Below are 20,439 nucleotides of genomic sequence, written 5' to 3' on the forward strand. Positions count from 1 at the left end.
GTGGCTCCGCCTATCTGATGAGCTCGTTGATCGTATTGATCAGATCGCTTTCATTGACAGGTTTGACCAGATAGCCCTTGGCGCCCTGACGCGTACCCCATACGCGGTCAGTTTCCTGGTCTTTGGTAGTGACGATAACCACCGGAATGTTGGCGGTTTCTTCTGCGCGAGTCAGCTGACGAGTCGCCTGGAAACCGTTCAATCCGGGCATAACGACGTCCATCAGGACAAGGTCAGGTTTTTCCGAGCGGGCCAGCGCCACGCCGTCGGCGCCGTTGTCGGCGGTTAAGATTTCGTGTTGATGCTTTTCCAGAATGCTTGAGATCTTGCGGACCTCAGTTGGCGAATCATCTACGATAAGTATGCGAGCCATAATTCCCCCGAAAACTCATGTGTAACCCTGTAAAAAAAGTGTAGCTTAATAAACTGACATCATTTCTTCGGCAAATGATTTCGAATTGTACCCAGTAGTTCGTCCTTGCTGAAAGGCTTGGTCAAATACTGGTCCGACCCCACAATGCGTCCCTTGGCCTTGTCGAAGAGTCCGTCTTTGCTTGACAGCATAATAACGGGAGTGCTCTTGAATGCGCTGTTGTTTTTGATAAGTGCGCAGGTCTGGTAGCCGTCGAGCCGGGGCATCATTATATCGACAAAAATGATGTCCGGGTGAGAATCGGCGATTTTTGCCAAGGCGTCGAAACCGTCTGTCGCGGTAATTACAGTGCAGCCGACTTTTTTCAGAAGCGTTTCGGCCGTGCGACGAATCGTCTTACTATCGTCAATCACCATAATTTTGAGGTTTTCAAAGTTATCTTCCATCTCAATATGGCCCTGGTAATGAGGTCATGTTTTCGTTGTGTGAGTCACTAATTCGGCTGGCTGATTTACGTCGGAAAGCGGCGTCAGACATGTTAATGGCTTTTTTAACATAGAATTACAACGCAATCTATAAGTAAATACTATTTATAGTTCAGATGCCCAGTAAGGCAAAGAAAATCTTTGTGTATAAATGTCACAAAACCACTAACGACCTTAACAATTGGAACCTGACTACCTTTTAATTAGCAGATTAGTACAGAAAATAAGATAGTACAGAAGTGGGCTTTAGGCCCGGAAAGTGGCATCATTATGCCCGCCCGTTTCCCGGGCGCCCAGTTAATTTTTGCAACCGTCTTTTAACGCATTTAAGTAGGTGCGGATATGACTATCAGGTTGGGTGTGGTGATGGACCCCATCGCCGACATCAACGTTAAAAAAGACAGCACGCTCGCGATGCTGTTGGCGGCCCAAAAACGCGGTTGGTCCGTGTATTACATGGAACAGGAAGATCTGTACCTGGAGCAGGGGCGGGCTTATGCGCGGATGCGCACGCTGCAGGTGGCGGACGACCCTTCCAATTGGTTCGAGATTCAGGATGAATTTGTGGGTGCGCTAGCGTCGCTCGACCTGATCCTGATGCGCAAAGATCCGCCAGTGGATAGCGAATTCGTATTCGCCACCCACATTCTCGAAGCCGCTGAGCGCGAGGGCGCGTTAGTGGTTAATCGGCCCCAGAGCCTGCGCGATTGTAACGAGAAGTTATTCGCCACCCAGTTCCCGGATCTGTGCCCGCCTGTATTGGTCAGCCGCGACGTAATGCGCCTGCGCCGCTTTTTTGCGGAGCATGAAGACGTGGTGTTCAAGCCGTTGGACGGCATGGGCGGCAAGTCCATCTTCCGGGTGAAAGCCGGGGACTTTAACCTTGGCGTTATTCTCGAAACGCTCACGGACAATGGGCGTCGCCAGATTATGGCGCAGCGCTATCTGCCAGAGATCAAAGACGGCGACAAGCGTATTCTGATGATCAACGGCGAGCCGGTTCCCTATGCGTTGGCCCGTATTCCGTCGCAAGGCGAAAACCGCGGCAATCTGGCGGCGGGAGGCAGCGGCGAAGGTCGTGAACTGAGCGAGCGGGATAAAGAAATCTGTGCGCGCGTTGGACCGGTATTAAAAGAGAAGGGTCTGCACTTTGTTGGACTGGATGTAATTGGCGACTACCTCACAGAAATAAATGTCACTAGTCCTACCTGTATTAGAGAGTTGGATAAACTTTATCATTTGGATATAGCAGGACAATTAATGGATTATTTGTCGTCTTTATTAAAGTCACGTCGGGATATTGTTGTTTAAATAGATATGAGTGATAAGTCGCTTTCTTCTCCGGCTGCGGGAGTCACCGCTTTTGATCGCCTGGGTTTTTGTATGTTCTTCGCTATCGCCGTGCATGCGGCGATCGTGTTGGGAATCACCTTTACTATCGAGCCAGAGCGTCCTGCCCCTCTGACAGTCGAGGTCACCCTGGCTCAATTTGATGATAAAGAAGAGCCGGAGGACGCCGACTTCCTCGCGCAGTCAAATCAAAAAGGCAGCGGTTCGGAAGAAGATAAGAAAGAGCTCACTACCACTGAGCAGGCGGACTTTCGTGATATAGAAACCCATGAAGTCGCGCAGCTTCAGCCTGAAGCGGTAAAACCCAAGGAAGTATCTGCTGAGCGCCAGGTGGTTGCGAACAAGACTTCCGATCGTGATATGAGCATGTCGGAAAAGCCCAAGAAGGATAACCCTGAAGAGGCTCCCCCGGAAGAACGCAGTCAGTTGCTGCAGCGCAGTCTGGAGATCGCCAGTTTGGAAGCGAAGCTTTCCGAACAGCAACAGGCGTACGCCAAGCGTCCCCGCGTGACGCGTCTGACGGCGGTATCAGCGAGAAAGACCGCCAGCGCGTATTATATGGAAGAGTGGCGTCGGGAGTTGGAGCGCATCGGCAACATCAACTATCCGGAAGAGGCGCGTAAGCGCAAGCTGGAAGGGAAAGTTCGCGTAGCCGTTATCATTCAGCCAGATGGGCAAGTGCAGGAAATTAATATACTGGCTTCTTCCGGCGCCAAAATCCTGGACGACGCTGTGGTCCGGATTATCCGCCTCGCTGAGCCATTCCCACCGTTTACCGAAGAGATGCGCAAAGAGTCGGACCTGTTGGAAATCATCCGGACCTTCTCTTTTGGCGAGCGCATGTACGCTACTGATTCATGACAACTTTCCGGTTAATCCCTTTGGTTTTTTGCCGCATCGGGGTTAACTGGTTTATGCTTAGAACTATACAGGCAGTTAAAAAGGCCGCAACTGCATGAGTTCATCAATGTCTACATTACGCAATCAATTTCTGATTGCCATGCCTCACCTCAAGGACCCTAATTTCGAGGGGACCATCAGCTATATCTGCGACCACAATGACGAAGGCGCCATGGGGATCGTCATCAATCGGCCTTTGGATATTCGGCTTAGCGATATGCTGGCGCAGCTTGAACTGGGTGGAGAAGGCATCGCCATGCCGGTGTATTCCGGCGGTCCCGTGCAGATTGAGCGAGGCTTCGTTCTGCACTCGCCTCTAGGCGACTGGCAGTCCTCCATTGAGATCGCTCCTGACATTTGCATCACTACCTCCAAAGACATTCTGGAGGCTATGGCCCGTGGCGTCGGACCGGACCGCACCCTGGTGGCGCTTGGCTATGCCGGGTGGGGCGCCGGCCAATTGGAGAAGGAAATCTCCAACAATTTCTGGATCACCTGTCCTGCTGACTCCGCTATCATTTTCCGTACGCCGGACAGTGACAAAGTCGTTTCCGCATTGGGGCGGGTGGGTATCGATTATCACCGTCTCTCGTCAATTTCCGGGCATGCCTGAAGCTGTGACGCAGAGGACGTTCGGGAGTCTCGACACGTAAATTATGGCGACAGTGGTAGGCTTTGACTTCGGGCTCAAGCGCTTTGGCGCGGCAGTCGGGCAGTCGGTATCGATGACGGCTTCTCCTCTCAAGGAAATTCCCGCTCAGGACGGCATTCCCCGATGGGAGGCGATTGAAGCGCTATTGGAAGAATGGAAGCCTGCGCTGGTTATCGTGGGGGAACCTTTGAATATGGACGGCAGCGTCAGTGAAATGGCGTTGCGCGCCAGGAAGTTCGCCCGGCGTTTGCACGGAAGATATAATCTGCGCGTCGAAATGGCGGACGAGCGACTCACCAGCAGCGAAGCCAAATCCATGGTGAGAGAACGCTACGGACAGCGCGACTTCGGACGGTACGCCGTGGACTCCATCGCAGCGGTCTTTATCGTGGAAAGCTGGCTGGAAACCCACGCCGACAATCTGGACGCATTTCTTCATCCTCCTCGTAAACAAGGAAAATCCGATGACATCATTGATTGATGTTGATGCGGCCATGCGGGACATGGTCGAAAAACTCAAACTGCTCTGCGCGGAACGCAATATAGACAAGCCTGCGCTTGTAGGCATCCATACTGGCGGCGTATGGGTTGCGCGAAGACTGCAAAGCCTGTTGGGCTGGGATGGCCCGGTAGGCGAGCTGGATATCTCATTCTATCGCGATGACTTTACCCGCATCGGCTTGAACCCCAAGGTTAAAGCCTCGTCTTTGCCTTTCGAAACAGAAGGTCGGGACGTGGTGCTGGTGGACGACGTGATCATGAGTGGAAGAACGATTCGGGCCGCCATGAACGAACTTTTTGACTTTGGCCGGCCGGCAAGTATCCTTCTCGTCGCGCTCATGGATGTGGGCGGTCGCGACCTTCCCATACAGCCGGATGTGGTCGGCGCCAGCCGACGGCTCGAGTCAAATCAACGTGTGAAACTGCTGGGGCCGGCCCCTTTGGCGGTGGAGCTGCGGGAGAAGACAGGCTCCAGCTGACAGACCTCAGCGACAAGTTCACACATGGGCGAAATCCATCAACCTGAGAATTGATTTCCATGCCTAGCATAGACGACGAACTCAGTCCCCTGCAGTTGAACCGGTTTCAGCATCTTCGACATTTTCTGACCATCGAAGGGCTGAGCCGGAAACATCTCACGGACATTCTGGACACGGCGGACACCTTTATTGAAGTCGGCTCCAGATCAATCAAGAAAGTTCCTTTACTCCGCGGCAAAACCGTCGCCAATTTATTCTTCGAAGCAAGCACCCGCACCCGCACTACTTTTGAACTTGCCGCCAAACGTTTGTCGGCGGACGTTCTGAATATCAATATCACTACCTCAGCCACCAGCAAAGGCGAATCATTGTCCGACATGCTGCGCAACCTGGAAGCGATGGCGGTGGATATGTTCGTGGTGCGCCACGCTCAGAGCGGCGCGCCGCATTTCATCGCGAAATCGGTGACGCCGAGAGTCTCCGTCATTAACGCTGGCGATGGCCGCCATGCGCACCCGACTCAGGCGATGCTGGATATGCTGACCATTCGCCAGCACAAGCATAAGTTCGAAGGGCTGAAGGTCGCTATTGTGGGGGACATCCTGCACTCGCGGGTGGCGCGCTCACAGATTCAAGCCTTAAACCTGCTTGGAGCGGAAGAAGTCCGCGTTATTGCGCCGGATACGCTGTTGCCCCCCTATATCGATCAATTCGGCGTCAAAGTGTTTAGCTCCATGAAGGAGGGGATGCGGGACGTCGACGTGGTGATCATGCTGCGCTTGCAGAAAGAGCGGATGGAAGGGGCGTTACTGCCCAGCGAGCAGGAATTCTTCCGACTCTACGGATTGTCCCAGGACAAACTGGCCCTGGCCAAGCCTGATGCGATTGTCATGCACCCCGGGCCGATTAACCGCGGTGTGGAGATAGAGTCCGCAGTCGCCGACGGTCCGCAATCCGTCATATTGAACCAGGTGACCAATGGCATTGCGGTGCGGATGGCGGTCATGTCCATGGCGATGAGCGGCCAGATAGCTGAATTGACAGCGGATGAGGAGGTTGCGTGAGCGGGCGGATACTCATAAAAGGCGGTCGAATTATCGACCCCTCTCAAAGTCTGGACACCCATTCGGACTTATATATTGCTGACGGTGAAGTGGTCGCAATCGGCGCAGCGCCGGGCGACTTCAACGCAGATATGGTGATTGACGCCGCTGGTTCCTGGGTGACGCCCGGGTTGGTGGATCTGTGTGCGTATCTGCGCGAGCCAGGTTATGAACATAAAGCAAGCATCGCCAGTGAGTCGCTGGCGGCGGTAAAGGGCGGCTTTACGACGCTATGCTGTCCTCCGGCGACATCCCCCGTCAATGACACTGCGGCGGTGACCAATCTTATATACGATCAGGCGCTGACCGCAGGTAAGGCGAAGATACTGCCCATCGGCGCGCTGACCAAAGGGCTGGCCGGCGAGCAACTGAGCGAAATGCACGCACTGCGCGAGGCGGGCTGCGTTGGCGTTTCCAATCTGCGCTATCCTTTCCGGGATAATCAGGTCATGAAGCGCTGTCTGGAATACGCCTGCTCTCAGGACATCACGGTATTCGTTTGTCCAGAAGATCACGCACTGGCGAAAGACGGCTGCGTACATGAAGGCGCCACTAGTGGCTTGCTGGGGCTGAGCGGTATTCCCTCTATTGCGGAAACCATGGCGGTGGCGCAGTGGTTGATTCTGGCGGAGGAGACTGAGGCGCGGATACATCTTGGACAGTTGTCCTGCGCAAAATCGGTTGAGCTGATCGCAGACGCTAAACGTCGCGGCTTGAAAGTCACCTGTGATGTGGCGCTGGCGAACTTGATTTACACCGATGCGGTGATCAAAGACTTTAACCCTGCATTTCATGTGCGTCCTCCGCTGCGACGGGAGGAAGACCGTAAAGCGCTGCTGAATGGCGTGAATGACGGCGTGATCGACGCCATCTGTTCTCATCATCAGCCCCACGAAAGCGCGGCCAAGCTGGCGCCATTCGCGGAAACTCGCTCAGGCATGTCGGTGATTGAAACGGTGCTGCCGCAGATTCTGGCATTGACGACGTCTGGCGAGCTGCGTCTGGACGCGGCGATGCGGGCGCTGACATCTGGGCCGGCGCAGGTACTGGAACTATCGATGGGGAGCCTACAGGTTGGAAGCGCAGCGGATGTGGCGCTGATCGACCCGACTGAGAAGTGGCTGGTGACCGAGTCCGATCTGGTGTCCAAAGGCAAGAATTGCCCATGGCTGGATACGGAATTGGTTGGACTGGCCTATAAAACCATTGTGGAAGGACGTGTGGTGTATGATCGTTCGATGATGATGGAGTAGCATTCCACGTTCACTTATTGGAGACGGTTGTCAGTTTTGACGAGACAATGACGAGTTGATTGAAGGAGGTTGGGAAATGGGATCTTTCATCCTGTTTATAGCGGTATTGGTTATTATTTATCAGTTATCGAACATCTCCCGCAATACTGCGGACGCATTAGATAAACAGGTGGCGTTGCAGTATGAAATCGTCGCTGTCGAGAAGCGCATGGATGAGTTAGCCGAGTTGCTGAGCGCACGACAATCTGAGGGTGAGCTGGAGAGCGCAGCCATGGCCGATGCGGATGAGCTGGTCAACATTAATCACGCTACGCTTAAGCAGCTGACTACTTTGCCCAAAATTGGCCGCGCTACGGCTCAGAAGATTGCTGAAGCGAGGCCGTTCTCCAAACCGGAAGACCTGAAACTGGTGCAGGGAATCAATGAAGATATCTTTGCGGATCTGGCGGAAAAAATAACGGTCTGAGTCCGTTGCTTACAACCTCCTGATCCTTCAGGTCTTCCTAGACTTCTGCGGCGGAAGCGCCCTGTTCCCGCCTGACCGGACGGATAGCGGGCAGGGCGGGGCTTCCGCCGCTAATATTATTTATTGACCGCATCCTTCAAGAGCTTGCCAGCCTTGAACCCAACGGTTTTGCTGGCGGGAATTTTAATAGCGGCCCCAGTCTTGGGGTTTTTACCTGTACGTGCGCTCCTATTGCGCTGACTGAAGGTTCCGAATCCGATCAGTGAGACGGTTTCGTTACGGGATACCGCGTCGGCTATTTCATCGGTTAACGCGTTCAGTACCTCCGCAGCTTTGCTTTTCGACAAATTCGTGCGTGCTGCAATCGCTGCGGCAAGTTCAGGTTTGCGCATACTCTTCTCCTATCGGGTTTGTATTGTTATTGGTGGCGAACGCTGTGAGCCGAAGTCCTACAAACCCTGCTTCAGGCCCAGCGCTCCTTTAGTTATAGCGGCTCCCGGAGCCCTGTCAAATGCGCGGCGGCGTAATTTCGGCCTTTTTTGAAAGGGGCTTTGGTAACGGTATTTATCGTTTTTTGTCTTTTTGCGCCAAATTTGTTGCGCTTTGTGCCGTTCATCTCACAAAAAACCTTCCAGTTTGTCCATAATCTGGCCCGTCCTAAGCATAAACCCCTATGCTCGCCCGGCTGCGGCGACATCAAAGAATAAAGACAAAAGGCAACTGGGAGGTTTTTGTGAGCCCACATTTCTTGAGGTTTTCATCCGCATTACTGCATTGCGTAGGACCCGTCCGACAGCGGTTTTCCATCAAGGGCGCGGCGGTTCTCGCCACGACTCTGGCGCTTGCTGGATGCGGCGCGACGCGCAATGTGATGTACAAGACCACTGGTGACGTCATGGTGGGCTTCGCGCAGGAACATCAGACTCCTTTTGTTCTCAGCACTGACGATGTCTCCATGAACTGCGGCATGTCGGAAGCCCTGGCGCCGATGTTGATGTCCTTCGGTCGCGTCCGTGATGAACCCCATTCTCTTGCCGTCATGATCTACGGTTCCGCGGGTATGTGCGCAGAATCCCGCGCGCTCAATGAAGAACTGCGCTATATACGTGCGATCCGGGATCAGGACGCAGCGGAAGCCGAGGATGCGTTGATCGCGCAGAAACGCTTCAACACGCTTGCGGCCAAGCGCAACTACGAAGCCTATCAGCATCTCGTCGCCCAATATGGCGAGCCCGGTGGAGCGTGCCCGGAACTTGACGAAGACTACGACGAATTCATATGGATGATGGGTATGATCGCCGGCTTGCAGGCGCTTAACAACGAAATTGCGTCGGGCGCAGGGCTGGGCGTACCCAAGAATATCGCGGCGAAAGTCGAACGCTCCGCAGCCTGTGTGGATGACGACAAGTGGTGGGGCGCGCCCATGGCGATTCGCGCGACAGTGTGGTCCATGCTGCCTGGCGCTGAACCCAAGGGCGAGGACGCCTCATTGAGATTGGCTGCTGCGGCGAAGAAAGGCGAGCACGCTGGCGTGCGTCTGGCTCATGTATTTCAGGCTCTGGCGGCATATGGGAAAGGGGATGTGGCTGCTGTGAAGCAGGTTATTCGCGCCCACGCCAAGTCCAAGGCTAACAAAGAAGCCCCTCCCGAGGCGCGTCTGTTGGACGAATTGGCGACGACTATGCTGACCGGGTTGTCTGACCGCATGTGGACGGAGAATACCGGCCATCGCACGCCAATGGGGGCGTTGGGTAAGTTCTGGGACGATAAGAAGCAAACCACAGCAGAGACTGTGGATCTCAGCGATATTTTGTAGCTGGCCGGCATGGCGGGAGCGCACCGGATCAATCTCAAAGAAGCTAACGACTGGGAAATTAAAATGAAAACAAGGGCGATAAAAAAACAACTGGCGGCTCTGACGTGCGCCGCCATGACACTGGCGGGTTTCGCCAGCGCGGAAACGACGGAGCGTTCGTTCTGCGTGTTTGATCCGATTGGGGCCAACGGTCCGCTGTTCAACATCATGAAGACGGCGAAGCCATCTGCGCTGGGTTGGGGTGTGAACCTGGATTTGCGCGCTTACACCGACGAGAAGGTGGCGGCGGAGGACTTCAAGGCCGGACAGTGTGACGCTGTTCTGTTGACGGGCACTCGCGCCAGAGAGTTCAACCAGTTTACCGGCACCTTGGAAGCGATGGGCGCTATCCCTGGCGACGAGGAAATGAAACTGCTGCTGCAGACGTTGAATCAACCCAAGGCGGCGGCGCTGCTGACGCAGGGGGAGTTTGAAGTGGCTGGCATTCTACCTGCCGGCGCCGTTTACCTGTTTATTCGAGATCGTAATCTGGATTCCGTAGAGGAACTGCAAGGCAAAAAGGTCGCCACGCTGGATTACGACAACGCGGCATTAACAATGGTGCGCCGTGTAGGCGCATCGGTAGTGAGCGCTAACTCCAGCAACTTCGCCGGTAAATTCAATAATGGCAATGTGGATGTCGCCTACGCTCCAGCGGTGGCCTACACCCCATTGGAGCTTTATAAAGGGCTGGAGCCAGATGGCGGTGTATTCAATTACAAACTGGCGCAGATGAACTTCCAGATCATTATTCGTAAGGACCGCTTCCCTGAAGGGTATGGCCAATTGTCACGGGAGTACGCAGCGGGCCGATATGAGGAAGCCTACCAAATTATCCGCGATGCGGAAGCGGAGATTAAGGACGAGTATTGGATGCACCCGGCGGCGCAACAACTTGAAGGGTATGACAAGTTGCTGCGCGAGGTGCGTCTAGCTTTGCGGGACGAGGGCGCCTACGACAGTCGTGCTCTGACGCTGATGCGTAAAGTCCGTTGCAAGACCAACCCCACTGCCGCGGAATGCGTGGAAAACCTCGAATAATCGGCGCCGTTCCGGCTTGGGCGCAGAGTCCCAGAGGCTGACGGGCGGTCATTGAACATCATCTGGATTGCACTAAATCATGAATGGTTCCCTAGCCTATGAGTCCGGCGCAGCCATCGGCCGGACCAAGCGGGAGTGGTTTTCATCATTTCCGGTTTGTCTGCTTTTGGCGGCGGTGGTGGCGTTCGGCGCCGCCAGCGATATCCATAATAAAATTCTGCAAATGGGGCAGGCGATTTGGCCGGGATATTACGAGCTGCGCACCGAGCCGGTAGCGCCGGAGTGTAATCCCAATCCCAATATTGAGTCTGAGTTGCAGCGATTGATGGCGCAACGGCAAGCCCCCGCCGACGATCTGGGGTTGTTCGAGCCGGACCCTGTTGATCCTGCGATATTGCGCGCGTCCTTACTCAACGCCAAGGCCGCATGCGTCGAGAAGTTCCAGCGTTATGAGGCCACCAAGGATCGCATCACCCCAGGCTTGAGAGCGTTCCGGGCTGGGGAGTTGTTTGTGGCGGACGTCATTGCTTTTGGCCTGACTTCTCAGCGCTTTATCCTGGTCATTCTGGTGTTAATCTGCGCCGCCACTGCGACCGCGGGTCGTCATCATATCGCCATGAGGCCGATGGTGACGGCGCTGGATCATCGTGTTTCCACTGCGTTGCAACTGATCGCCAACGCTATGTTGTTCATGTCTTCCTGGTCTTTCCGTGAGTTGGGGGTGGCTCATGGCGGCGAGTCGCCGCAACGGGACGCATTGCATTTGTTGTGGATGTCCGGATTTGGCGCTCTGACTCTGATGAGCCTCTGGCAGCTGATCAAAGCGCCGGATGACGTCAAGCCAGGAGGCCGCCTCGGCGGAGCGTTACTGAGCGTGCCGCTGTATACCACCATGTGTCTGATCTCCGGAACTTACTTCATGCTGGAAGGCCATGTTGCGGGCGTTGGTATCTATCTGGATAAGATGATGGACTTATCCGACATGTTCCTGAATGTCGGGCTTTACGTCTGGATTGGCATGATGCTGAAGGAAACAAGACTCGCCAGCCTGGTGTTTAACGTATTTCATCCTTGGAAGATGCCCCCGGAAATGCTCGCCTTTGTGGCGATCGCCGTCGCAGCCATACCTACGGCGTATACCGGCGCTTCAGGCATATTCGTGATCGCGGCGGGCTCGGTTATCTATCTGGAACTACGTAAAGCCGGGGCGCGCCGCCAGCTGGCTTTAGCGGCTACGGCTATTTCCGGCAGTCTCGGCGTGGTGCTGCGTCCCTGTCTGCTGGTGGTGATCATCGCCTACTTGAACCGGGAAGTGACCACGGATCAGCTGTTCGGCTGGGGTGGCAAAGTATTCGTGCTGACGCTTATGCTGTTCGCTGCCTTCAGTATGACGATGAACCGATGCAGCCCTATTGCGCTGGCTCCGGTGCGCGTCGCCGCGCCGGCGATGCTGGCGGCTTTGAAACCACTGATTCCCTATGTTTTGGTGATCAGCATCGTTGCTCTGGTTTATTCTTGGGGATTGGGCGTTGCTCTCAATGAGTTCACCGCCCCACGCATATTGCCAGTGATGATGCTGACTATCCTGGTATACGAGCGCTATCGAAAGCCGAGCGTGGCGGAAAGAAAAGGACCTTCCGAAGAAGGAAAACAGGCTGGTTTCGAGAAAGCATTGCGCTCGGCGACGAACGAGACGACAACCCATATCGGCGCTTTGTTATTCTTGATGGGGCTTTCCGTCAGCGTGGGCGGCGTGATAGAGCGTTCTGGCCTGATGGAAATCTTCCCGCACAGCTTCGCCAGCGTCTGGATGGTTATGCTGATGTTGGTGGCGATACTGGTGGTGATAGGGATGGTGATGGACCCTTATGGCGCAGTCATTCTTGTCAGTGCGACCATCGCCAGAATCGCCTATGACAATGGCGTTGATCCGGTCCATTTCTGGATGGTGACCCTGGTGGCTTTTGAGTTGGGCTATTTAAGTCCGCCAGTGGCGCTTAACCACTTATTGACCCGGCAAGTGGTTGGAGAAGAGGAAATCCGTCTGGCGCAAATGGAGGAGGGAGGCTTCTATCAACGCCATGAACGTATTCTCATGCCGCTGCTGGTGCTGGGTAGCGCTTTGATCATCGTGGCTTTCGGGCCTTTAGCTTACCAAGCGTGGAGCTAGCCAGCTTCGGATGTGTTGAGGGTAAACCCGGGACATAAAAAAACCCGGCGGACCGGGTTTTTTGACAGAGCCGTCGCTTAGTCCAAAGAAGGACCCGCTGCGCGGATAGCGTCGGAAACGTCGAACTTTTTGAAGTTCTCCACGAACTGCTGGATCAGATCCTGCGCCTTGGCGTCGTAAGCTTCTTTGTCCGCCCAGGTGTTGCGCGGGTTCAGCAGTACGCTGTCTACGCCTTCCAGTTCTTTGGGAACGGTCAGGTTCAGCTTTTCCAGGCGCTCCGTTTCGACATCCGCCAGCTCACCGCTTTGGATGGCGCTGATGATGGCGCGAGTCACAGGAATGCTGAAGCGTTTGCCTACGCCGTGGGAGCCGCCGGTCCAGCCAGTGTTGACCAGATAAACCTTGCTGCCGAATTCTTCCATACGCTTCATTAACAGCTCTGCGTAAACGCCTGCAGGGCGAGGGAAGAAGGGGGCGCCGAAGCATGTGGAGAAAGTGGATTTCAGCTTGGAGCTGGAGCCCATTTCGGTAGAGCCTACCAGGGCGGTATAGCCGCTCAGGAAGTGATAAGCCGCTGCTTCTTTGCTCAGGATAGATACGGGAGGCAATACGCCAGTCATATCGCAAGTCAGGAAGACGATCGCAGACGGTTCGCCAGCGCGATTTTCCAACACGCGCTTTTCCACGTGCTCAAGCGGGTAGGCGCAGCGAGTGTTTTCGGTCAGGGATACGTCAGTGTAGTCCGGCGTGCGGTCTTGATCGTCAATGACGACGTTCTCGACGATGGCGCCAAAACGAATAGCGTTCCATATAACCGGCTCGTTTTTCTGGCTTAGATCGATACACTTCGCATAGCAGCCGCCTTCCACGTTGAAAACCGTGCCACGTCCCCAGCCATGCTCATCGTCGCCGATCAGAAAACGGGACTCGTCAGCGGACAGCGTGGTTTTGCCGGTGCCGGACAAACCAAAGAACAGGCATGTCTGACCATCTTCACCGACGTTGGCGGAGCAGTGCATGGGTAGCACGTCTTTTTCCGGCAACAGGAAGTTCTGCACGGAGAACATCGCCTTCTTCATTTCCCCTGCGTACCGCATGCCAGCCAGCAATACTTTGCGGCGCGCAAAGTTGATGATCACTGCGCCATCGCTGTTGGTTCCGTCGCGCTCAGGCTCGCACACGAAGTCTGGAATGTTCATCACTTGCCATTCCTGCTTGTCCGCCGGGTTGTAACGCTCGGGGCGGATGAACAGATTACGGCCAAACAGGTTGTGCCAGGCAGTTTCGGTGGTGACTTTGATAGGTAAGTAGTGCTCGGGATCAGCGCCTACGTGCAGGTGGGAAACGAATCGGTCGCGGGTGGAGATGTAATCTTCGACGCGGTCCCAAAGTGCGTCGAATTTCTCTGCATCGAAGGGGCGGTTAATCGCGCCCCAGTCGATCGCGTCCGCAGTGCTGGGCTCCTGTACGATGAAACGATCCATTGGGGAGCGTCCCGTTCGTTTTCCGGTGTTGACCACCAGGGAGCCGTTGGCGGCCATGCGGCCTTCTTTACGGCAAATAGACTGTTCAACCAATTCGGCTGAACTAAGATCTGTATATATATTGCTCACTTAACCTCGCCCTCATTATAACAATCATAGGCGCAGACGCCGCCGTTCTTTTAGGTTTTGTTATGCTCGGGACGCGCTGCGTTATCGCAAACAGGGGCGCTATTATGCCAAAAGCAGGTTGAAAAGACGACAGTTTCCGGGTGTGCGTAAGGCCTAGTCCTGCGGGCGTTTCCGGCCCGCCCCGTGGGGGCTGGCCGGGGTGCGCGAAACGGTTCGCTCGCGCGTCAGGTTCAGTGAAGGGTGGGGGAGTCGAATAACTGCTCTATGCGCTCGCGACCAAAGCTGTAGCGCTGCAGGCAAAACTGGCAGTTCATTTCTATTTCTCCGCTCTCATCCAGGATGGAGAAGGCTTCTTCGCGGCCGATAGACTTAACCACTTCCAGGGTTCGCTCTTCTGAGCAAGAACACCAGAAACTGGCGGGTTCTTCCTGCAGGACTCTGACAGATTCCTCATGGAACAAGCGATGTAATACTTCTTCCGCAGGTAAACTGAATAACTCGTCCGCTGTTAACGTAGCAGATAGCGCAATGATACGCTCCCAGTTTTCAGCGGAGTGCTCGCCACCACGGGCTGCGGGAAGTTGTTGCAGCAGCAGGCCGCCCCAGCGTCCGTTCGATTCATACAGCCATATTCTGGTGGCTAGCTGCTCGGAACGTTCAAAATATTCTTCCAGACAGGCGGAAAGTGAATCCGAAGTGAGGGGCACTATGCCCTGGTAGCGCTGACCATTTTGAGGCGTAATGGTTATCGCCAGAGCGGCGCGATTTCCCAGCAATTGCTTTAATGACGTGCAGCTCGGCGTCCCTTCCCAGCGTGCGATGCCGCGGGCAGTGCGGCGATGGGTCGCTTCCGCCATCAATAGACGTAACTCGCCTTCGCCGGTGGCTTGCAGGGTGGTGTCGCCTTTGATTTTGAGCGTCGCGCTTAGCAGCAGGCCCGCACTTAATGCTTGGCCCAACAAGGACTGGATGGCCTGTGGGTAGTCATGGCGAGACAGTGCGTCCTGTACGGTTTTTTCCAAAACCAGCAACTCGCCGCGGATGTCCAGTTCGTCAAAAATAAAGCGTTGTAGTAAATCAGCTTTCATGAGTGAGGAAATATCCTGCTCTAATCAATATTAATCGTGTTCAGCTTGTTCTTTGAAGCGGTGAATCATACGCCGTTGCTTCTTGGTCGGTCTGCGCGCCGGCGGCAATTGCGCCGCCTGAATCTGCTTTTGCTGCCAGGCCAGTTGCTCGCGTTTTTCGACGCTGGCTTCCGTTTCTTGATATAGCTTCTGCGCCACGGGAGCCGGGCCGCGTTTCTCGGAGATATCCAATACCAGCACGGTCTTTTCCGACCAGCCCTGTTTAAGTGTGACCTCCGCCCCGGCTTCAACTACCCGTCCGGGCTTAACGCGGGCTCCATTATAGTGCACTCTGCCGCCTTCTATGGCCTCTTTGGCGAGGGTGCGGGTTTTGTAAAAGCGCGCGGCCCATAACCATTTATCCAACCGCACTTTGTGTTCTGTCGCTGAAGCCTGCTCCTTCATTTATTACCTGTCTCTAAACTTTACTGTTGACGAAGACGTTGTCAGGCAAAATCTGGTCGAAGTGCAGAATGCCCTTAAATTCCGTCTCTTCATTTGCGGGGCGCTTACTGTCCGGGTGCAATACCGCCAGCAAGTGCGCGACGCCGTATTCTTTAGCTGAACGCAGCACGGGTAAGCTGTCGTCTATCAAAAGCGCTCTGTCCGGCTGGAATGGTTCAACCTCCTGCAAACGGCTCCAGAACGCGACGTCCTCTTTGGGGACGCCAAAGTCGTGGGAGCTGACAATGTTGTCAAAATAAGGCGTCAGGTCGACTTGGCGTAACTTGAGATCAAGGCTCTTACGATGGGCATTGGTCACCATGACGACCCGGCAATGGCTGTCCCGCATTGTCTTGAGGAACTCCTCAACAAAGGGGCGATAGCCAATAAGATGTCGGACTTCCTCTTTTAGAGTAGGAATGTCGACGTCAAGCTCACGGCTCCAATAGTCGAGACAGTACCAGTTCAGCTGCCCCTGTAGTTGGCGGACTTTATCGAGCAAGTCTTTGCTCACGACCTCTGGATGAAGATCTTTAAGCTCCGCCAAGCGTTTTGGCAGGTGCTCCATCCAGAAAAAATTGTCGAAATGCAAGTCCAGTAATGTGCCATCCATATCAAGCAATATGGTATCGATGGCGCTCCAATCCAGCATGCAATAACCTTCTTTACATCATGAGTAAGTCTGTTAGATTGTAACTCTTTCAAAGAGCACAGGACAGGCGCGCGCAAAGATGGCGTCGTCCCCCTTCCCATCAGGACAAGGTTACATGATAGATAAAAACACCATTGAGCGGATGCATGCCGAAATTCAAGGGATTATGAATGCGGCCGGCGCAGCGATTCTTGATGTATACGAAAAAGCGGAATCCATTGAAATCACCACCAAAGACGACGACTCTCCACTGACCCAGGCGGATCGTAGAGCCCATGCCATTATTGCTGAAGGTCTGCGAAAAATGCCGGAAGGGTTTCCTGTGCTGTCGGAGGAGTCCACCTTGCCGGACTACGAAGAGCGCCGCCAATGGACGACTTATTGGCTGGTCGACCCGCTTGACGGCACCAAGGAGTTTATCAACCGAAATGGTGAGTTCACCGTCAATATTGCATTGATTCATGAAGGCTTTCCGGTTGCAGGTTGGGTATATGTGCCTGTGAGAAGCCAGTTATATTATGGCTGGAGCCTAGATGGCGGCGCCGCTGCGTTTTTGGCGGAAAATGGCGAATCTCATGCGATCACCGCCCGCAAGCTGAACCCGGAAGCGGAAGTCGTGGTGGTGGCCAGCCGTCGTCATGGAGGCGAAGCGCTGCAGCCTATGTTGGATAAAGCGGAAGCGCGTTTTGCGAAACTAGAGCGCAAGAGCATCGGCAGCTCTCTTAAAATTTGTCTGGTGGCGGAAGGTAAAGCGGACTGGTACCCCCGTTTGGCGCCGACCTCTGAGTGGGATACCGCTGCTGCCCATGCTGTGCTGCTTGGCGCTGGGGGCGTTATGGTGGACGCAGAATACAAACCGTTGCGTTATAACTCTAAAGAAAGCATCTTGAATCCGCATTTTCACGCTATCGCAGACGATGGCGAAGTATGGAAAGAGCTGGTGCTCTAATATTGCGGAAGCCCATGCATTAAAGGCGTGGGCATTACAACGAAAAAGCCGGCGCATGCCGGCTTTTTGTATTTTAAGAGTAATCCGTCGACTTAGTTTTGAGCGCTTTCGTCGCCCAAAGTCACCACCTTCTCTTTACGGCCAACCCGGGTGCAACCCAGGCAGCGTACGAATGTGGTTTTGGCCGGGCCGATAACCAAAGTCTCCGCCGCTTCGCCAGCGTTTCCACCCAAGGCGGAGAAGGGCAGTGAAGCGACATAGACGACAGAGCCGATAACGGTGATGCCGAACAGCACTGGACGGGCGAACAGAGCGTCACCAGTCATGGCCAACGCGGATGGCTTTTCCTCCACGGTTTCGCTGTATCCTGCAGTAGGCATGACAAAAGCTGCAGTGGCGACAACAATACTAATCCAACGAACAAGCGTCTGGCGCATGGGTGAACTCTCCCAATTAACAAATCCAATAGTCTATCTATTAAGACAAATATAACAGGCTTTTGAAAACTTTCTAAAAAAGAATCAGCTGTTTTGCAATAATATTTTGTGTATTTTCTAACTTTGCTGCGCCCCTGTCGACGCCTTTTGTTGAGTTTGTGACATTCTCCCATCAGGCGCCTGTAGCGATAATCGGCATATCTTACCGTTGGCAGGAGGGACAGAACACGCTGGCCCGCTGGCCTAATTTGATTTCTTTGAGTTCCGTTTTACACACCGTACAGGGTTGTCCGCCACGACCATAGGCCCGCAGCGTTTGCTGAAAGTAACCTGGCTTGCCGTCCCCCCCTACAAAATCACGCAAAGTGGTGCCGCCCATGTTGATGGCGTCGCTTAGTACTTTTCTTACCGCTTCCGCCAGAGCCTGATAACGTTTGAGACTAACCTCTCCCGCTGGCCGTGTAGGTCTGATGCCCGCCAGGAACAGAGCCTCATTCGCGTAAATATTGCCAACGCCGACCACGATAGCCTGGTCCATCAAGAATGTTTTAATCGGTGACTTGCGTTGCCGGGACAACTTATAAAGAAGCTCTCCACTGAACTGATCGCTTAAGGGCTCAGGACCGAGATGTCTCAGCAGGGGATGTTCCTGCGTTGGCGGATTTAGCAGCAACAGGCAGCCGAAACGTCGCGGATCGTTGTAACGCAAAGTTATATCGCCTTCGAGCAATATATCTACATGATCATGCTTCATTCGTGGAGTTTCCGGGGCCACGATGCGCAGATTGCCGGACATTCCCAAATGAAAGAGCAGCTCATTTTCACCCAGATTGATTAACAGATATTTGGCGCGCCGTGTGACGTCCTGCACTGTTTTGCCTCTGGCGGCGGCAGGCAAGTCGGCTGGCACCGGCCAGCGTAGCCGTGGTTCATAGACATTTACTTTAAGAATTTTACGGCCGGTGATGTGGGGCGCGACGCCTCTGCGGGTGGTTTCCACCTCTGGTAATTCTGGCACGGGGTAAACCTTTGTCTTCGAATTTGGTTAGAGGGTGAACGCTATCGGCTTGATTATACCCCACGGAAAAGGTGGAGCTCTGAGCATTCGCCGCGTAAAAATCACAGTCTAACCATGAGGTTGCGAAAAACCTATAGAGAACTTCCCCGAGACAGCATGAGTTAGCCTTTGTAATCGCTGATTGCAGAGTGCGAACATCGTCCCGTTTCAGGCCGGTTTTTCAGCAATTTCTTACAAACTTTAATATGCGGGCGCGCAAAGTTTAGCGTACACTTGTACGCTCAAATTTCGGGATACAACAAGAGAGATTTCCACATGTGGTATGAAGGCCTGCTGGGGCTGACTGCTTGGCAAACCGTCCTGGCGACCCTGATTCTTACGCAAATCACCATTGTGAGCGTCACTGTTTACTTACACCGTCATTCGGCTCATAACTCAGTCGATCTGCATCCGGCGTTAGCACATTTTTTCCGTTTCTGGCTGTGGCTGACAACAGGCATGATTACGAAAGAGTGGACAGCTGTACACCGTAAACATCATGCGAAGTGTGAGACTGAAGAAGACCCGCACAGCCCGGTGAAAAAAGGGCTGAAGACCGTATTTTGGAGTGGCGCGGAGCTTTATAAAGCCGGCGCCACGGAAGAAACCCTTAAGCGTTATGGGCAACGTACCCCGGAAGATTGGTTGGAGCGTAACCTTTACGCCCCCTATAACTGGATTGGCATCACCGTTATGGCGGTGATTGACCTGCTGCTGTTCGGCGCCAAGGGCATTACCGTTTGGGCGGTGCAGATGATGTGGATTCCATTCTTCGCCGCTGGCGTTATCAACGGGATTGCGCACTTCTTCGGCTATCGCAATTTTGAGTGCACTGACAACGCCAGAAATATTTCACCCTGGGGCTTTTTCATCGGTGGTGAAGAGCTGCACAACAATCATCACACCTATCCACACTCGCCCAAGCTTTCCGTTAAACCATGGGAGTTTGATATTGGCTGGATGTGGATCAAGATTTTTGAGTTTCTTCGTCTGGCGAAAGCCAAGCCTGTCGGGCCTATTGCGCATCAGGTGCCCGGAAAGGCGCTGCTGGATGTGGATACACTGATGGCCATCGCCAACAACCGCTTTCAAGTGATGGTGCAGTATCGTAAGAAAGTGCTGGCTCCGTTACTAAATGAGCGCAAGCTGCAACTGCCGCCGGAAGAGCGCACATTACTGCAGAAAGTGCGTAAGTTGATGTATCGGGAGGAATCTCTGATTCATCCGCAAGAACATCACCGCTTGCAGGAAGTGCTGGCGAAGCATGAAACCCTGCAGATGATTTATCAAAAGAGCAAAGAACTACAGGCGATCTGGAAGCGTCAGCCTGGTATGCAATATCAGGATAAGGTTGCGGCTTTGCGTGAATGGTGTCATCAGGCGGAGCAAAGCGGGGTGCGTCACCTGGAGGAATTTGCCGCCTGGCTGAAGTCCTTCTCTTTGGTCCCTGCGCCTGCTGTGGCGCGATAGCGGTTTCCGCTGCCAGACATATCTCTAGAAAGACCGGCCGAAGCCGGTCTTTTTTCTCCTCT

22 protein-coding genes are annotated in these 20,439 nt (G+C 54.1%); 13 read left to right on the plus strand and 9 right to left on the minus strand.

Annotated elements, in window-relative coordinates; translation table 11 throughout:
- Window positions 1-10: 10 nt before the first annotated feature.
- Window positions 11-373, minus strand: a complete 363-nt coding sequence (gene pilH / locus EUZ85_RS04835) for a twitching motility response regulator PilH (RefSeq protein WP_011394527.1) — start codon at window positions 371-373, stop codon at window positions 11-13.
- A 59-nt stretch (window positions 374-432) separates the two neighbouring features.
- Window positions 433-819 carry a twitching motility response regulator PilG gene (gene pilG, locus EUZ85_RS04840; protein WP_011394528.1) on the minus strand — a complete coding sequence of 129 codons (387 nt, stop codon included), beginning with the start codon at window positions 817-819 and terminating at the stop codon, window positions 433-435.
- A gap of 381 nt (window positions 820-1,200) precedes the next feature.
- Between pilG and gshB the strand changes: the two genes are divergently transcribed.
- The 8 genes from gshB to EUZ85_RS04880 all read left to right on the plus strand — a co-directional run bounded on the left by gshB (window position 1,201) and on the right by EUZ85_RS04880 (window position 7,562).
- Entirely contained in the window at window positions 1,201-2,169 is a 969-nt protein-coding gene (gshB, locus tag EUZ85_RS04845; protein WP_127968180.1) for a glutathione synthase, read from the plus strand.
- Window positions 2,170-2,175: 6 nt separating this feature from the next.
- Window positions 2,176-3,069: an energy transducer TonB gene (locus tag EUZ85_RS04850; protein WP_206617998.1), complete on the plus strand. Its 894-nt coding sequence runs from the start codon at window positions 2,176-2,178 to the stop codon at window positions 3,067-3,069.
- Window positions 3,070-3,163: 94 nt separating this feature from the next.
- Entirely contained in the window at window positions 3,164-3,721 is a 558-nt protein-coding gene (locus EUZ85_RS04855) for a YqgE/AlgH family protein (RefSeq protein WP_127968181.1), read from the plus strand.
- 43 nt (window positions 3,722-3,764) lie between these two features.
- Complete coding sequence (gene ruvX / locus EUZ85_RS04860; RefSeq protein ID WP_127968182.1) at window positions 3,765-4,241, plus strand: Holliday junction resolvase RuvX; 477 nt, start codon at window positions 3,765-3,767, stop codon at window positions 4,239-4,241.
- Window positions 4,225-4,740, plus strand: a complete 516-nt coding sequence (pyrR, locus tag EUZ85_RS04865) for a bifunctional pyr operon transcriptional regulator/uracil phosphoribosyltransferase PyrR (RefSeq protein WP_127968183.1) — start codon at window positions 4,225-4,227, stop codon at window positions 4,738-4,740. The genes ruvX and pyrR overlap by 17 nt, the downstream gene beginning before the upstream one ends.
- A gap of 59 nt (window positions 4,741-4,799) precedes the next feature.
- Window positions 4,800-5,804, plus strand: coding sequence for an aspartate carbamoyltransferase catalytic subunit (locus EUZ85_RS04870; RefSeq protein ID WP_127968184.1), 1,005 nt, complete (start codon window positions 4,800-4,802; stop codon window positions 5,802-5,804).
- Window positions 5,801-7,096, plus strand: a complete 1,296-nt coding sequence (locus EUZ85_RS04875) for a dihydroorotase (protein ID WP_127968185.1) — start codon at window positions 5,801-5,803, stop codon at window positions 7,094-7,096. The genes EUZ85_RS04870 and EUZ85_RS04875 overlap by 4 nt, the downstream gene beginning before the upstream one ends.
- 76 nt (window positions 7,097-7,172) lie before the next feature.
- Complete coding sequence (locus EUZ85_RS04880) at window positions 7,173-7,562, plus strand: ComEA family DNA-binding protein (RefSeq protein ID WP_127968186.1); 390 nt, start codon at window positions 7,173-7,175, stop codon at window positions 7,560-7,562.
- A gap of 116 nt (window positions 7,563-7,678) precedes the next feature.
- On the opposite strand, the gene EUZ85_RS04885 is transcribed toward EUZ85_RS04880, so the two are convergent.
- Window positions 7,679-7,954 (minus strand): HU family DNA-binding protein, encoded by a 276-nt coding sequence (locus EUZ85_RS04885; RefSeq protein WP_011394537.1) that lies wholly within the window; start codon window positions 7,952-7,954, stop codon window positions 7,679-7,681.
- Between the two features lie 341 nt (window positions 7,955-8,295).
- Here EUZ85_RS04885 and EUZ85_RS04890 point away from each other — a divergent pair, with 341 nt between their 5' ends.
- The 3 genes from EUZ85_RS04890 to EUZ85_RS04900 all read left to right on the plus strand — a co-directional run bounded on the left by EUZ85_RS04890 (window position 8,296) and on the right by EUZ85_RS04900 (window position 12,628).
- Window positions 8,296-9,378, plus strand: a complete 1,083-nt coding sequence (locus EUZ85_RS04890; protein WP_127968187.1) for a hypothetical protein — start codon at window positions 8,296-8,298, stop codon at window positions 9,376-9,378.
- A gap of 63 nt (window positions 9,379-9,441) precedes the next feature.
- Entirely contained in the window at window positions 9,442-10,458 is a 1,017-nt protein-coding gene (locus EUZ85_RS04895; protein WP_127968188.1) for a putative solute-binding protein, read from the plus strand.
- A 79-nt stretch (window positions 10,459-10,537) separates the two neighbouring features.
- Window positions 10,538-12,628: a TRAP transporter large permease subunit gene (locus tag EUZ85_RS04900; RefSeq protein WP_127968189.1), complete on the plus strand. Its 2,091-nt coding sequence runs from the start codon at window positions 10,538-10,540 to the stop codon at window positions 12,626-12,628.
- 77 nt (window positions 12,629-12,705) lie between these two features.
- On the opposite strand, the gene EUZ85_RS04905 is transcribed toward EUZ85_RS04900, so the two are convergent.
- From EUZ85_RS04905 to yrfG, 4 genes are all read right to left on the minus strand, one after another.
- Window positions 12,706-14,241 (minus strand): phosphoenolpyruvate carboxykinase, encoded by a 1,536-nt coding sequence (locus EUZ85_RS04905; protein ID WP_127968190.1) that lies wholly within the window; start codon window positions 14,239-14,241, stop codon window positions 12,706-12,708.
- A 230-nt stretch (window positions 14,242-14,471) separates the two neighbouring features.
- Entirely contained in the window at window positions 14,472-15,329 is an 858-nt protein-coding gene (hslO, locus tag EUZ85_RS04910) for an Hsp33 family molecular chaperone HslO (RefSeq protein ID WP_127968191.1), read from the minus strand.
- 30 nt (window positions 15,330-15,359) lie between these two features.
- Entirely contained in the window at window positions 15,360-15,773 is a 414-nt protein-coding gene (gene hslR / locus EUZ85_RS04915; RefSeq protein ID WP_127968192.1) for a ribosome-associated heat shock protein Hsp15, read from the minus strand.
- Between the two features lie 13 nt (window positions 15,774-15,786).
- Window positions 15,787-16,464 (minus strand): GMP/IMP nucleotidase, encoded by a 678-nt coding sequence (yrfG, locus tag EUZ85_RS04920; RefSeq protein ID WP_127968193.1) that lies wholly within the window; start codon window positions 16,462-16,464, stop codon window positions 15,787-15,789.
- A 115-nt stretch (window positions 16,465-16,579) separates the two neighbouring features.
- On the opposite strand from yrfG, the gene cysQ reads away from it, so the two are divergent.
- A complete protein-coding gene (gene cysQ / locus EUZ85_RS04925; RefSeq protein WP_127968194.1) occupies window positions 16,580-17,413 on the plus strand; it encodes a 3'(2'),5'-bisphosphate nucleotidase CysQ in 834 nt (277 codons plus the stop codon).
- 92 nt (window positions 17,414-17,505) lie between these two features.
- On the opposite strand, the gene EUZ85_RS04930 is transcribed toward cysQ, so the two are convergent.
- Complete coding sequence (locus EUZ85_RS04930; RefSeq protein WP_127968195.1) at window positions 17,506-17,850, minus strand: hypothetical protein; 345 nt, start codon at window positions 17,848-17,850, stop codon at window positions 17,506-17,508.
- Window positions 17,851-18,052: 202 nt separating this feature from the next.
- Window positions 18,053-18,868: a bifunctional DNA-formamidopyrimidine glycosylase/DNA-(apurinic or apyrimidinic site) lyase gene (gene mutM, locus EUZ85_RS04935; protein WP_127968196.1), complete on the minus strand. Its 816-nt coding sequence runs from the start codon at window positions 18,866-18,868 to the stop codon at window positions 18,053-18,055.
- A gap of 315 nt (window positions 18,869-19,183) precedes the next feature.
- Between mutM and EUZ85_RS04940 the strand changes: the two genes are divergently transcribed.
- Window positions 19,184-20,377: an acyl-CoA desaturase gene (locus EUZ85_RS04940; RefSeq protein ID WP_127968197.1), complete on the plus strand. Its 1,194-nt coding sequence runs from the start codon at window positions 19,184-19,186 to the stop codon at window positions 20,375-20,377.
- Window positions 20,378-20,439: the final 62 nt, after the last annotated feature.

The sequence above is a fragment of the Hahella sp. KA22 genome, assembly GCF_004135205.1.
Taxonomy (GTDB): domain Bacteria; phylum Pseudomonadota; class Gammaproteobacteria; order Pseudomonadales; family Oleiphilaceae; genus Hahella.